The organism is Paenibacillus sp. JL3B1040, from assembly GCF_057063165.1.
The window spans coordinates 286,597-300,997 of record NZ_CM169317.1; the positions used below are offsets into that span (position 1 = coordinate 286,597).

The window sequence follows — 14,401 nt, forward strand, 5'->3', positions numbered from 1 at the left end:
TTCTATCATGAAAGCTACCTGTCTTTAGATCAGATGAAATTCACCCTCGAGCAGGTTCCGGTCATCCGAATCTGTTCCCACATAAACGAGAAAGCGGCCTTTCTCCGAGTTGTAACAGCCCTCCAGATCATAGAACCGCAGCTGTTCTTCCACGATCTCAAACGTCACCTGAACGGATTCACCCGGCTGCAAGAAGATCTTCCGGAAGTCCTTTAATTCTTTGACCGGCCGCACGATACTGGCGGCGACATCCCGGATGTATAGCTGAATCGTCTCCTCCCCGGCGAGGTCCCCCGTATTGGTAACTGTTACAGATACTTTAAGTGAATCCCCGGCAGTGATCCGATTCCGATCGAGCTGAAGACCGGATACGTTAAAATTCGTATAAGACAATCCGTAACCGAAAGGGTACAACGGAGTGTTGGGCCCGTCCAGATAACTGCTCGTAAAAGGATTATCTACTCCTTGTACGAATGGTCTGCCCGTATTTAAGCTATTATAGTAAATCGGAATTTGCCCCGTGTGCCGGGGGAATGACATAGTCAGCTTGCCGCTCGGGTTATAATCCCCCGATAGAACGTCCGCAATCGCATGTCCTGCCTGGGAGCCCAGGAACCAGGTTTCCAGAATAGCATCCATGTGCTGGTCGAACCAGTCCAACAGCAGGGGACGGCCATTGGTCAGAAGGAGAACAACCGGCTTGCGGGTTTGTCGAATGACTTCGGCAAGTCTCGACTGAACTTCGGGAATAACGATGTTCTGCCGGGAGGAGGCTTCTCCGCTCATCGTGCTGTCTTCGCCCAGAGCCAGAAGTACCACGTCAGCTTCCCTTGCAACCGCTAATGCCCGTTTCATTCCGCCCGGCAGTTCGTCATGAATAAGGGTGCCCGGTTCAACCAATACGTTATAGCCGGCTTGCTCCAACCCTTCCCGGACCGATACCGTATTCTCCCCATATTGGCTGAACTGCCAAGTTCCGAGCAGATCCTTGCTGTCGCCCAAAGGGCCGATGAGCGCAACTTTTTTATCTTTTTCCAGCGGCAGGACTCCCTTATTCTTCAGCAAGACAATGGACTTTCGGGCAAGTTCGCGGGATAATGCCAGATGATCCACGCAATAAATAAGCTTCTCTGCGTCCTCTTGGCGAAAATGCCGGTAGGGATTCCTCATAAGACCTAACTGGAATTTCAAGGTTAAAATGCGGCGCACGGCAGCATCAATGACGGCTTCCCCAACATCTCCCGAGCGAACGGCTTCAGGCAGATGTTGATTGAAATGAGAGGTCGCCATCTCCACATCCAGAGTGGCATTGGCGGTGCGAATGGCCGCTTCGCGGGTGTCTTCCGCTGCCCCGTGTGCAATCATTTCCTCCACCGCGGCATAATCGGAGATGACAATGCCCTCAAAACCAAGCTCTTTGCGGAGCATGTCCTCCAGCAACGCCCGGTTACCCGCGGCCGGAACTCCATTGACGACGTTGAATGCCGTCATTACCGAGGCGGCGCCAGCCTCTATGCCTGCCTTAAAGGGTGGCAGATACACATTTCGCAGCGTTGTTTCATCCATGCTGACGGTATTGTAATCTCTGCCGCCTTCTGCGGCTCCATATCCGATAAAATGCTTGAGACAAGCCGCCATGCTCCCTTCCTCATCCAATGCACTTCCTTGATAGCCTTCCACTTGGGCTGTGGCAATCAAGGAGGCCAGGTAGGGATCTTCACCGGCGCCTTCCGCGACCCGGCCCCAGCGGGGATCGCGGCCGATATCAAGCATCGGGGAGTAAGCCAGCATCGTTCCCACCGCCGACGCTTCTCTGGCGGACGCCTGTACCGATTTACGGATCAGTTCCGGATCGAAGGAACACGACCAGGCCAGCGGAATGGGGAAGATAGTCTGGAACCCATGGATGACATCCTGACAGAACAGCAGTGGAATACCGAGCCTGGATTCATCAACGGCGATCCGCTGGAGCTTCTGAGCCTCTTCGGCCGGCATCCCCAGGTTGATCACCGAGCCGATCTTTCCTTGGCGAATTTGTTCCGATAACGGATCCGCCTCGACATGACCGCCGATGGCGTCCGTATTCAACCCCCCCGATTGAGTCATCTGCCCAATCTTTTCCTCCAGGGTCATGAGACTTAACAAACGTTCTACAGCTGCAGGTATGTCCTCTTCAGCAATAGGAAAGGCGGAGGCACCTGCTCTATTTTGATCTTCCATTATTATTTCCCCCCGTCTATTTTTCTATTTGGTCTCACTATAGAACGGAGCAGAGCTGCAATCTATAAGCAAACCGACTTGTTGATATAAGAAAAGCGTACAGAAAAGACTGATTTGGCAGAGGATCACCCCACGCAAGGGATGATGCAGCTAGCCCATAGAGAGCTTTAGAACTCTCTTTTTTATGATCTGCTACTTGGCGTACCGTAACCTAATCAATACACTAAGACGAATTGTGGTTTTACACAGCCACGGTTCGCCTCCATATGTAGTATCGAAAAAGCGACCTTAATTGGAGAGCCCTGCAAAAGCCTCGTTTCTAGGTTATTGGGGGCTCGGAACTGGAAAATAAATTCGATAAAACGGAAAAAGCAGCTTCATCCTCACCCGAGGATGGGCTGCTTTTGCTCTTTTAACTTCACCATCCGTTTTACGTTTACAACAAACGCGGTGAGGTAGGCTTGTATTCGCATGCGGAAGAGACCCCGGTACCTGGCTGTATCCATACCGTGGAATCTCTTCATTTCCGCGTTCTTGTGTTCAATGATCGGTCTGCGCTTGATTCGTTCCTTGAACGTATCACTGAACTCGAACTCGATCTGTTCCTTATAATGTTCGGCGATGATCCGAATCGAGTAAGTCTTACTCTTGGCGCCCGGCTTGTAGCATCCTTCGCGCAGCGGACAGGTTTTGCATTTCTCGACGTCAAAGTAAAAGACGAGTGATCGGCTCTCTCCGCTGGTCTTGCTGCCTTGAATCGCCTTCCGTTTGTTTCGCTCACCGGCCGGACAAACGACGAAATCGGCATCCTTGTTATACTCGAATCCTTCTTGACGCTCGCCCCCTTCGTGGACAATTGGGTTTAAGGGCACGACAGGCGATATGGTTTCCTTTTTCATTCTCGCCAGATTATCCTTGCCCGAATAGGCGGTATCCGCAATGATTTCGTTTACGGTTACACCGTTTGCTGTGGTTTGTTCGAGCAATGCCGGTAATTGCTTGCCGTCGTCAGTGCTTCCCGGTGTTACCTCCAGCGCGGTAATGATCTCTTCCTCCGTCATGGCGATATGTTCTTTGTAGCCAAAGAACGATTTGCTACTACTCTTCCAGCCGAAACGTGCATCCGGGTCGATGGCGGAGAGAATCCCCTTTTGTGAGAGGAGTCGCTCATCCTCGATGATTTGTTTGGCGATGCCCAGTTTCTCACTCACCGCTCCTTCATGGTCCGGAAGCAGTTCCTCCACGGTCTCTCCCAGTTGCGCCAAGTAGGTCAGCATGGTTTTCTCCGCTTCCGTATCTTCGCTTTTAACGGAGGGCAGCTTAGGTAGTTTCTTCTCCAACTTGGGGTGGCGTTTGACTACGACGCGAAACAGACGCTTGGCCGCGTCACGCAGCACGTCGAACGGCTTTTGTTTTGGGCTGCCGGCCCGTGTATGCGTGGCATCCAGGATAATGGTTTTGCTTTTGACTAAGCCTTGCTCAATGCATTGACTGACTACATGCTTCAGTACGTCTTCGACCTGACTTGCTCCTAGCCGGTGATTACGAAACCGCGACAGCTGGGAGGCGTCTGGCAGCGGATCCTCCGGATTGATCCCGAGAAACCACTTGTAAGCCAGATTCACCTCAGCTTCCTGAATCATTCGCTCATCCGAGAGGTTGTACAGGATCTGTAAGAACAGCAGGCGAAACAACAGTTCCGGCTCGTTTGCCGGTCTGCCGTAATACTTGCAGTAGGAATCCTCCACTAGTTCGTATACAAATCCGAAATCCACCGCAGCATCGATCTTGCGAAGCAGATGGTCTTCCGGCACAAGCTGATATAGCTCCGCATGGAATGATGCGGTTAGTTGTCTGGCTGGCTGCAGCAAAACGGCTCAACTCGCTTCTCTTTTTCTTCCAGTATACAGCAAACCCAGCACCGAAGGGGTACTGGGTTGCTTTTTACAGAAACTGTATTCGTTTTGCAGGGCTCTCTAATTGGTCGCCTTTTTTCGTAGGTAGATTTCTTTAAATTGAATGCAGGCAAGTTTACCCTATATGGCAATCATTACAGCAGAAATAACAGCCATCAAAATTATTTTTGCCTGTATCCTTTTTGACCCGCTGAATAGCAGATTGACAATTATTTTCGTAACCGATTAATACTCTATTTGATTCATCAGGTTTGTAAGAACAATCATCTGTATGAACCTCATGATTTCCTTTGCTATCAGTATTCTTATTATAGTAGTAGAATTTTGCCATTGTTTATCCTCCCTTATATTTTTATAGACATCCACTTTATTATGATTGTAGCAAAAAACGATCCGATAAACAAGAACAAATGTTCGCGTTAATGAGTTGTTTTTGCTGCGTGTACCTTGGGTATTTTTGGTCAAGAATGTTGTATAATGAGATTAATTTGTAAGCAGAGTGGGGTGATGGACTTGAGTCGGACAGAAGAATACTTGAGAAGTTTACTAAAAGAATTATGTAGTTTGCCGAGCGAAACTGGTTGGGTAGAATTTAAACTTAATAACTCAACTTTCGCACAGTCAAAAATAGTATAACAGTACGTGTAGCTTAGGTTTGAAGTCAATTGGGTTGTTGGGTTGACAAAAATAGAAAAACACCGCTTCGTTTGGTAAAGTGAAGGTGACTAGCAATCACTACCACACAGAAGAGGTGTCTTCTCTATGATAGATCAAAATCAACCATTCGATCAACTGCCAAACGAAATCAAACCTGCTTTTCAGGAACTAAAGGTGCTCAAACACTTGCGCGACGCAGGTTTCAAAAAGAAATTTGGCTTCACGTGCGCCTATCTATTCCGCCTTGTGTTTGTCCTGCTGTTTCATCAGAAAAACTGGTTCCGTCTCTTGGAAAGCAAGAAAGGCGAAAGGTTCCCGAGTAAAGACACGGTTTATCGTTTCTTGAATCATAGCGGTTATGCTTGGCGCCGGTTTTTGCTCGCGCTCAGCGGTGACACGATCGCTCGAATGGAACCGCTGACCTCGTCCAGCCGGGAGACGGCCTTCATCTTCGACGACTCCATGTTTGAACGTAACCGAAGCAAGGCCGTGGAGATGCTGGCACGCTTTAAAGATCATGCCACAGGGGCTTTCTACAAAGGCTTCCGCATGCTGACCACGGGCTGGTCGGACGGCCATTCGTTCGTCCCCGTAGACTTTGCGCTACTGAGTTCAGCAAAGTCCGGCATCACAGGAATGGCAGACAGGATCGACAAACGAAGTCACGGTTACAAGCGTCGGCAAGAAGCGTTTGGTTCGGCTCCGCAAGTCATCTTAGCCATGCTGGATCGTGCGTTAAAAGCCGGTATCTCGGCCTCGTACGCCTTGATGGATAGTTGGTTCACGCATGCGCCGCTTGTTCAAGAAATCCTCCGTCGCGGGCTACATGTGATCGGCATGGTCAAGAATGACAACAAGCGCTATCTCGTAAACGGGCAGCGGCTCAGTCTGAAGGAACTATACGCCGTGGCCCCGCGTGTCGAAGGGAAGAACCGCAACATTCTTCGCCTGATCCGAACACAGCTCGCTCCGGGAATCCCGGTGGTGATCGTGTTTGTCCGCCATCGTTCCAAGAAAAACGAATGGCTGGCGCTGCTTTCCACCGACCTGAGCCTGGCGGCTTCGGATATCATCCGCATTTACCGGATGCGCTGGGACATAGAGGTATTCTTCAAGTGCACCAAATCGCTGCTGCGGCTGCAAAAGGAATTTCAAGGCCGTTCCTACGACTTGCTCATCAGTCACACGACCATTGTGTTTTCGCGCTACATTCTGCTCGCTTGGCAGCATCGGCAAAGTACGGACGCCCGTTCGTTCGGTGGTCTGTTTTATTTGCTTTGCGACGAAGTCGGTACGCTAGATTGGGCCTTGGCCCTGCAGCAACTGGTCGATTTAATCCATGAGATCGCCACCAAAGCCGGGAAGAAATTTTCGGCTCTCATTCAGCGTCAACTCCAGCAGTGGATTGCTGCTTTGCCCAACTACATTAAGGCTTACTTGCCGATTTCATGCTGCGAAAGTTGAGTTAATAATAAGGACTTTGAGAGTATAGGAGAGTATATATCGGCTTTGAGTAACTCTGCTACTTTGGATGGGAAAAGTCATGCTTTTATGATTTGGGGAGTCAAAGATCAGTCGCATGACATACTTGGCACTAACTTTAACCCTCACTCAAGCAAAGTCGGAAATGAAGAATTGGAGAGTTGGTTATTAAGACAATTATCACCTCGTATTTATTTCGAATTCTATGAATTAGTTACGGATTCTGGAAAAATAGTCATATTAGAGATCGAAAGGGCTACAGATAAACCCGTACAATTTAAAGGAACAGAGTATATACGAATAGGGTCTTACAAAAAGAATCTAAAGGATTTTCCTGATAAAGAGCGTGCTCTATGGAGAGCTTTTGATAAAATACCGTTTGAAGAAATGATTGCTGCTGAAAATGTCACGGATTCTGAGGTGCTTAAGCTTCTTGATTATCCAACTTACTTTGAGTTATTGGATCTAGAACTACCGGAAGATAGAAAACGGATTTTAGAACGTTTATCAAACGACAACATGATAAAGAAATGCGATGCGGGTGGGTGGAATATTACAAATCTAGGAGCGATTTTATTTGCCAAGAGGTTGTCAAGCTTTAGTCATCTAAAAAGAAAATCGGTACGAGTTATTATATATAGCGGCAAAGACCGCACTCAAACTGAACGGGAACAAGAGGGGGTTAAAGGTTACGCTGCTGGATTCGAAGGACTTATTGGATTCATAGATAATCTTTTACCGAGGAACGAGATAATCGGAAAAGCTTTAAGGAAAGATGTTTCAATGTATCCCGAATTAGCCGTTCGGGAATTGGTGGCTAATGCTATAATACATCAGGACTTTTCTTTACGAGGTACAGGACCAATGATTGAAATTTTCTCAGATCGTATGGAAATAACGAATCCAGGAATACCGCTCGTTCAAGTGGAACGATTTATCGACAGTCCTCCTAGATCACGAAATGAAGCGATTGCCTCATTCCTACGTCGTGTTGGCGTCTGTGAAGAGCGAGGCAGTGGATTTGATAAAGTAGTGTCGCAAACAGAGTTCTATCAGTTACCAGCTCCAATAATTGAGGTTACTGAAGAACACACTCGAGTAATTCTATTTTCGCATAGGCCTTTTGCGGATATGGATCGCGAAGAACGGGTCAGGGCGTGTTACATGCATGCCTGTTTAAAATATGTAACTAGAGACTTTATGACAAATGCAACTTTGCGTCAACGTTTTGGAATGGATAGTAGGCAAATCTCCATTGCCTCCAGAATAATTAAAGATGCAGTAGAAGCATCAAAAGTTAAGGCAAAAGATCCTGATACTGCTCCAAAACATATGAAGTATGTGCCCTACTGGGCATAGGTGGCTTACTTGACGGTAACTTGCACGTAACTTGCACGTAACTTGCATATGGCTTCCACTTTATGGGGGAAGTAATGAGAATAATGCTGTAGATACTTTGTTTTGGGGTATTCAGAACTTCAAAGTATCATTGATTTAACTTGCGCGTAACTTCATAGAATGAACTGGATGTATTAGTAGCATTATCGAGTCAAACTTCGAAAGGAGTTCTAGGGTGGCACCAAATTTGTCACTACACCCACAAGAAGTTCGCCTATGTGGCGTTGCCTTCGGACAGGGCTCTCGCCTCCATACAGAAAACCCGCTTGTTCTGAGCGGGTTTTTGCCTATCCATAGTTAATTTATATACTTCGTTGATCCCTCGTCACAATGTTGTTTCAAGGAAGATGCGGACGGAACACAGAGAGGACGCCTAAAAAGGGGGTCCTTTTAGTTTTTATACACACAGAATTATGGTCAAAACAGTACCAAGAAATTGGTAATGGGGCAGTGTAAATAAGTAGCAAATAATGACGAAGAAAATCTCATTATACATGTGTTTATAAGACTATCCCTTCAAATTTCCTTGTTAAATTTGTTTAGTCCTAGAGTTAAAATTATCAAGAAATAGGAGGAATGGACTAATCATAATCGAATAAAGTTAGTACTAGGGTATTTTTACTAATATAAGAAATGGAGGCTTACCATGAGTAACAAGTACTTAAAGGAGATAAAAACTAGTAATGTATTAACAACATGGAATGTAGCTGGAACTCGAATATTAAAATATTCCGTCGAAATGTACCATAAAGGCTTAAATGAACATAAACTAATTTCTGCACCGGAGCCAGATATTCTTCATAATAAGGTGGAATTACAAGCTGAGAAATGGAATGAGAAGTGGGAAGTCATATTACATAAGAGACATTTGAATGAAGAAAAGGAAGCTAGCATCGAAGAAGCTGCTAGAAGATCGGAAGAGGCTACTAATGATTTGAACGAAATAGATAATCTATTACTTCATACATTAGCGGTCGATGATACTGTGAATTGGGATAACTTAAAAAGAAAAGAGAAATATCCGATAAAATCACCTTCAAAACCAGATCAAAAAGCCAAGAGGGCTTACCCCGAGCAACCCAGGGAGGAGACACCTGTATTTTCTTTTATTGATAAGCTTATTAAGTCAAGAAGACAAAAAAAATTACAGGAAAGTGCTAATAGATATTCAGCTCTAGTTTTGAATTGGGAGGAACAAAAAAAATCAGTTGATGAATATAACCAATCTTTAGATCGTGAGTATGAACAGAGAGTACAGGAGTGGGAGGAGGAAGTAAAAGAGTGGGAAAGAGGCAAAAGTGAATTTCTAAAAGAACAAGAGGAGTACAACAACAAAATTGATGAATTAAAGGATTTGTATTTTAAACATAATGTTGATTCAGTCATTGAATACTGTGACATGGTATTAAACAATTCTGAGTACCCGGAGTCTTTTCCCAAAAACTATGAATTAGAATATAATACTGAAACGAAAATACTTGTTGTAGAGTACCAGTTACCTTCGATAGAGTGTTTCCCAACTCTTAAGGAGGTAAAGTATGTTGCATCGAAAAAGGAGTTAAAGGAATCCTATATTTCAGAATCTCAGGTTCAGAAGATGTTCGACGAAGCCATGTATAAAATTACTCTTCGTACACTCCATGAGATGTTTGAATCGGATGTAGCAAATGCGATAGAAGCCGTTTCATTTAATGGCTGGGTCACAGCGATCAACAAGGCGACAGGAAGAGAAGAGAACAATTGTATTTTAAGCATTCAAGTTAAGAAAGATCAATTTGTTGAAATCGATCTTGCAAATGTTGATCCGAAAGTTTGTTTTAGAAATTTGAAGGGAGTTGCTAGCAGCAAGTTAAGTGCCTTAACTCCAGTTCAGCCTATTATGCAAATAAACAAGGCTGATAGACGGTTTATAGAAGGTTATGAAGTAGCAAATCAAATCGACGATACGACGAACCTTGCAGCTATGGATTGGGAGGACTTCGAGCACTTAATCCGGGAACTATTTGAAAAAGAGTTTCAAACAAATGGTGGTGAAGTCAAGGTAACGCAAGCAAGTAGGGATGGCGGTGTGGATGCAATAGCATTTGACCCTGATCCAATCAGAGGTGGGAAAATCATTATTCAGGCAAAGCGATATACGAATACGGTTAGTGTATCTGCGGTAAGAGATTTGTACGGATCTGTTGTAAATGAGGGTGCAACGAAGGGGATTTTAGTCTCAACTGCAGATTACGGACCGGACGCTTATGAGTTTGCTAAAGGCAAACCGTTGACATTATTAAATGGGTCTAATCTTCTGCATTTATTAGAGAAACATGGACATCATGCCAAAATTGACCTAAAAGAGGCTAAGAAAATATTAGCTGATAAAGCAAAGGGTTAGTCAGGAGTTAGGAAGGATCGTCATAATCTTTTTACACGTCTAATTTCGTGGAGCACCTCTAGGGTGCTCCTTTTGTTCTTGTTATTCTCCATCACCTCTGAATTCAATATGCTAAAATAAGTACAACCGATTACTTAAATAGAAGATGATTTATTTGCCTATGCCCTTATACAATCAATAAATTTGAACGAAGTCTAATTTCATAAGTAATTCAGGTTTACGGTAGTGAATATTAGACACATATTTTGGGGTTAACTAAAAATTAAACAGGAGGTTCTATATGAAGAAACATATTCATGTTGTTGGGGCAGTTATTATCGAAAATGGAAAAATACTCTGTGCCCAGCGTGGAGCTACTAAAAGCCTAGCGAATAAATGGGAGTTTCCTGGAGGGAAAGTTGAGGAGGGAGAGTCTCTTGAGGCTGCGCTGAAGCGTGAAATTGATGAAGAAATGAATTGTTCAATTGATATTGGGGATAAGATCGAAACGACGATTCATGAATATGAATTTGGTTATGTTCATCTAACGACGTTCTATTGTTATTTAAAAAGTGGGCAGCCAAGGTTAACTGAACATACGGCAATACGTTGGCTTTCGCCCCATGAGTTAATGACCCTAGATTGGGCACCCGCAGATATTCCTGCGGTGATTAAAATTCAGGAGAGTTTGGCTAAAGCATATGAATAATTCAATTCAACAATTATACAATTCTATAAAATGGGCATTTATAAATCATGAACAGGAGTCGTTGGATGAATTTAAACCTAGGCTTCTGATTAATAACAAGGAAACTCGTGATTATGTTCTGACTCCTTTCTTGGACGAATTGGATCGGTGTCAATCTTTCATATTTTCTGTTGCTTTCATAACTGAAAGCGGACTAGCAATGCTTAAGTCTCACTTGGCCGATCTTAATAAGCGTGGAGTAACAGGAAAAATCCTTACTTCTAACTACCTTAACTTTAACCATCCTAAGATTTTCAAGGAACTATTGAAGGTTACTAATGTTGAAGTTAGGGTGACAAGCCTAAGTGGTTTTCATGCTAAGGGATATGTTTTTCAGCATGAAGGATATTCAACAATTATTATGGGAAGCTCTAATTTAACTGCAGCAGCATTAAAAGCAAATTATGAATGGAATGTGAAGCTTACCTCATATAAACATGGGGGGCTTCTTGAACAGTTTCAAATTGAGTTTGAAAAAGAATGGCACAATTCCATTCAGCTAACAGATGAATGGATACAAGCGTATCAAATTTTGTTTGAAGAAGTACAAAAAGTTGACCCAAAAGGTAGTCGAGCGGTTGAGGTATTTCCGCAAACCCAATCTGGTGCTATTTTTCCTAAATGAAAACCCCGAAGGTGTTGTTAATGAAGTTCAACAGCTACTAAATAGCAATGACAAAAAGATAAACGATTCAAAATTATTAAGAAAACTTGCTAGTAAGTTTATCTTTAACCTATCGTTCATGTTCTCATATGTATTTATTAAAAAAGTCTCGAATTCAATTGGTTCAGAGAACCTCACAGAAGTTTTCAAACTAATCAGAGATCAGAATAATTCTGTTTCAGTTGATCTTATTGATGTGGCCATTAAGCTAGAACATCTTAATACGATCCCTTTTCAAGATATAGATGAATTTAAAGCGAAAACAGAGAGTAATTTTTTAGCTCTTGGTCTACTAAAAAAGTTTATGATTGATTATCTGTATATGTATGATGTTGACTATAAAACAAAGCAACGAATTTGTGATAGGCTGGGAATATCTATTCAAGAGCAACTTACTATTGAAATGAGATCAAGTCAAAAAAAGAGATTATGATATTGAGTTGTTCCTGGTTTTAATGTCCTGAGGAGGACGACATCAACACGATGCACCGATACCGGGATGCGATTGGTGTACCAGGATCGACGGAACGGCGAGTATGAGCGGAGTATGTTTGGGGCGTATGTGCTGTTTCCGTATCCGGATGAGGCGAAGTTTAGGGAGCATCCTTTTTACAAAAGCATTCAGCTCGTCAACATCGGGGCGATCCCGTTTCTGCCGAATACGACGGATTTGATGGACCAGCTGCTGGAGGAGATCATTCAGGACAGCCCGGAGAAAGCCTACGAACGTTCCACTCGCCCTCGCGGGACGAAGGAGTATTACTTCAACAAATTTGCGGGCAAGAATGTCCTAGTGGGTTCGCTCAGGGAGCCTTCCCAACTGGAGATGGCTTTGAAGCATCAGTTCTACCATATGCCGCTGAAAAATATCGCTGACCACAAGCTGCTGACTCAAATCGAATACATCGCCATGTGCCAGTCTCGCAAAAAGTTCCAAGGCCCAGGGAACACGGGTATTCATTGGTTTGGACGGGTCCTGGATTGGAAAGTTGTCCGGAGACGGGAAATTACGGAACGGCCGGCCCGGTCCGGAACGGAAGAGGAGCTATATGTTAAGTTTACGATTGAACGTTGGGAGCGGCGGGACAAGCCGATTGCTCTAGGAGGACAAGGGATTTACACCTGCCTCTACACGAGCAAGTATATGTTTGATCGGGCCAGTGAAATTGCCGAGTTGAAGCTGGAGAATGAGGAAGATCTGCGGGAATGGCGCGAAGCTCGCAGACTGGGTAAGGTGAAGGTGCAACTGGATCATACCGCTGTGGACTTGGCTGAGAAAGTGGTGGGGATTCGGGTGGAGCAGTCGTAGGGGTACTAGCCTGAAAAAGTATAGTGTGACGCAATGTAAACCCGCTCGGTGAGCGGGTTTTTGCTATCTTTATATAGATTAATCGTTTGTAGAATCGATAAACTTTACATTCTTGAGGGCATATTCCAACGCCATGTTAATGATTTCGTTTCGGGAACGATTACTTTTTCGGGCAAGCTCATCTAATTGTTCTTGAAGGATTTTTTCAATGCGGATGGACATGGTTACAGTCTTATCTTCCCTTGGAGTTATGATGAACTCGTCATTGCTCATTTGAATCACCTCACGTATCAGTATAGAAAGAAAGTGAGGGATTATAACATAACACAATTTATGTTATTTTATGAATACAAATTGTATTTTAACTATGATATATTTATGAATACATACATTTGTGCACGGACCCGAGTCGGTATATTTCGTATTGGAGGGCAGCAATGATGGAGATTGTTGTAGATTCCATTCCAGGTGGAGCCTTATTCTATGAAGAATACGCAGACGATTTGTTTAAAGTTAAAATTTATTTGGAAGACCACAAGATCGTTGGCCCCATTCAAGGCTATGGTCCAAATTCAGAAGAAGAGGAATTCGAAGTTGAACGATATTTCAGTAGTTTGCTGCCCTATGTTCATGCTGTTTGGGTCAGGAGAATTTTACTAGAAAATTTGATCGTGGATGCCAGGCTTGAATTGGATGCCTATGATGAGGAACTAAACACAGCTAGTCCCGAAGAACTCGCGAAAATTTGGGAACCACGCGACAGGAGTAAATGGTGGACATTGCTATACCTAACAAAGAGGGAAGTTCTACAATACAGTAAGTACGAAGCACAAAGGAATCTTACCAAGTACGGGAAGATGTTAGCGCGATTACGAAGTGACTTAGCGAGAGGTGAATGAGCAGATCAATGAAAAGAGGGCTTAGACTGTTACAAAAGGTCAACCTATATCGTTTATACGTTAGAACATGTTTGTCTGGATTATATCCGCAAAGAGGTACGCAACGATCTTTTTCGATAACAGCTTTTTTTCTGGAGGGAAATTATGAAGAGAACGAACATCACGGGTATATGTTTTTTATTCGCCTTACTCTTATCCGCGTGTAACAATCAACAAACGGTATCAGAACAGCCTCCAATCACGGACGTGAAAGCGGAAATCTTAGAGGTATCCACGGATTTGCCGAAGAATGCCGGGTGGTGGATTGTTCACCAAGATGTGAATACGATGACCATTCAGGTAGAGGCCCAAAATGTCGAAACCGTTCTATTTTGGGTTACACCAACAGGCACGGACACTTGGGGGGAAAGAGAACTCATTGGATATGATAAGGATGGGAGTGACGGCTGGTCTTTGACATGGGACTTCGGCAACCGGACTTTTCACGACCGCATCTCTGTTCAAGCATTAGGCAGCGATGGGACTACTCAGGACCAAGAGGACATTAGTGTCACTTCAGAATGAAAATGGTAGATCTGCATGCTCCTCATCGGCCACCCCTGATGCCAATCCACCTGCGTTCACGAATTTCAACTCTGGGACGGGAGGAACTGCCTCGTGCTGGTCTCATTTTTGTAAAAAGGTTGACATCAATATCTGATATTGTATAATAACCTCAAAGACTGGTGTTGTGGTTCTGTCCAGGA

At 44.2% G+C, this 14,401-nt stretch carries 13 protein-coding genes; 9 read left to right on the forward strand and 4 right to left on the reverse strand.

What is annotated here, in order from left to right; genetic code table 11:
* Nucleotides 1-24: 24 nt before the first annotated feature.
* The 3 genes from ACZF99_RS01325 to ACZF99_RS01335 all read right to left on the reverse strand — a co-directional run bounded on the left by ACZF99_RS01325 (nucleotide 25) and on the right by ACZF99_RS01335 (nucleotide 4,467).
* Nucleotides 25-2,106 carry a glycoside hydrolase family 3 N-terminal domain-containing protein gene (locus ACZF99_RS01325; RefSeq protein ID WP_483608374.1) on the reverse strand — a complete coding sequence of 694 codons (2,082 nt, stop codon included), beginning with the start codon at nucleotides 2,104-2,106 and terminating at the stop codon, nucleotides 25-27.
* A gap of 497 nt (nucleotides 2,107-2,603) precedes the next feature.
* The gene (locus tag ACZF99_RS01330) at nucleotides 2,604-4,091 is read right to left on the reverse strand and encodes an IS1182 family transposase (RefSeq protein ID WP_483606049.1); all 1,488 of its coding nucleotides are present in this window, start codon (nucleotides 4,089-4,091) and stop codon (nucleotides 2,604-2,606) included.
* 160 nt (nucleotides 4,092-4,251) lie between these two features.
* On the reverse strand, nucleotides 4,252-4,467 hold the full coding sequence (locus ACZF99_RS01335) for a hypothetical protein (protein ID WP_483608376.1): 216 nt from the start codon (nucleotides 4,465-4,467) through the stop codon (nucleotides 4,252-4,254).
* Between the two features lie 431 nt (nucleotides 4,468-4,898).
* Here ACZF99_RS01335 and ACZF99_RS01340 point away from each other — a divergent pair, with 431 nt between their 5' ends.
* From ACZF99_RS01340 to ACZF99_RS01370, 7 genes are all read left to right on the forward strand, one after another.
* The gene (locus ACZF99_RS01340) at nucleotides 4,899-6,257 is read left to right on the forward strand and encodes an IS4 family transposase (protein ID WP_483605564.1); all 1,359 of its coding nucleotides are present in this window, start codon (nucleotides 4,899-4,901) and stop codon (nucleotides 6,255-6,257) included.
* A 45-nt stretch (nucleotides 6,258-6,302) separates the two neighbouring features.
* On the forward strand, nucleotides 6,303-7,634 hold the full coding sequence (locus tag ACZF99_RS01345) for an ATP-binding protein (RefSeq protein WP_483608378.1): 1,332 nt from the start codon (nucleotides 6,303-6,305) through the stop codon (nucleotides 7,632-7,634).
* A gap of 685 nt (nucleotides 7,635-8,319) precedes the next feature.
* Nucleotides 8,320-10,056, forward strand: a complete 1,737-nt coding sequence (locus ACZF99_RS01350) for a restriction endonuclease (protein ID WP_483608380.1) — start codon at nucleotides 8,320-8,322, stop codon at nucleotides 10,054-10,056.
* Between the two features lie 280 nt (nucleotides 10,057-10,336).
* Nucleotides 10,337-10,744 (forward strand): (deoxy)nucleoside triphosphate pyrophosphohydrolase, encoded by a 408-nt coding sequence (locus ACZF99_RS01355; RefSeq protein ID WP_483608382.1) that lies wholly within the window; start codon nucleotides 10,337-10,339, stop codon nucleotides 10,742-10,744.
* Nucleotides 10,737-11,408, forward strand: coding sequence for a phospholipase D-like domain-containing protein (locus ACZF99_RS01360; RefSeq protein ID WP_483608384.1), 672 nt, complete (start codon nucleotides 10,737-10,739; stop codon nucleotides 11,406-11,408). Before ACZF99_RS01355 ends, ACZF99_RS01360 begins: the two co-directional genes overlap by 8 nt.
* Before the next feature lie 235 nt (nucleotides 11,409-11,643).
* The gene (locus tag ACZF99_RS01365) at nucleotides 11,644-11,880 is read left to right on the forward strand and encodes a hypothetical protein (RefSeq protein ID WP_483608386.1); all 237 of its coding nucleotides are present in this window, start codon (nucleotides 11,644-11,646) and stop codon (nucleotides 11,878-11,880) included.
* A 66-nt stretch (nucleotides 11,881-11,946) separates the two neighbouring features.
* Nucleotides 11,947-12,756 (forward strand): hypothetical protein, encoded by an 810-nt coding sequence (locus tag ACZF99_RS01370; RefSeq protein WP_483608388.1) that lies wholly within the window; start codon nucleotides 11,947-11,949, stop codon nucleotides 12,754-12,756.
* 78 nt (nucleotides 12,757-12,834) lie between these two features.
* Here the strand turns inward: ACZF99_RS01370 and ACZF99_RS01375 are convergent, their stop codons facing one another.
* A complete protein-coding gene (locus ACZF99_RS01375) occupies nucleotides 12,835-13,029 on the reverse strand; it encodes a ribbon-helix-helix protein, CopG family (protein WP_016313935.1) in 195 nt (64 codons plus the stop codon).
* Between the two features lie 167 nt (nucleotides 13,030-13,196).
* Here ACZF99_RS01375 and ACZF99_RS01380 point away from each other — a divergent pair, with 167 nt between their 5' ends.
* A complete protein-coding gene (locus ACZF99_RS01380; RefSeq protein WP_483608391.1) occupies nucleotides 13,197-13,655 on the forward strand; it encodes a hypothetical protein in 459 nt (152 codons plus the stop codon).
* A gap of 144 nt (nucleotides 13,656-13,799) precedes the next feature.
* On the forward strand, nucleotides 13,800-14,219 hold the full coding sequence (locus tag ACZF99_RS01385; RefSeq protein WP_483608393.1) for a hypothetical protein: 420 nt from the start codon (nucleotides 13,800-13,802) through the stop codon (nucleotides 14,217-14,219).
* The last annotated feature ends 182 nt before the right edge of the window (nucleotides 14,220-14,401 follow it).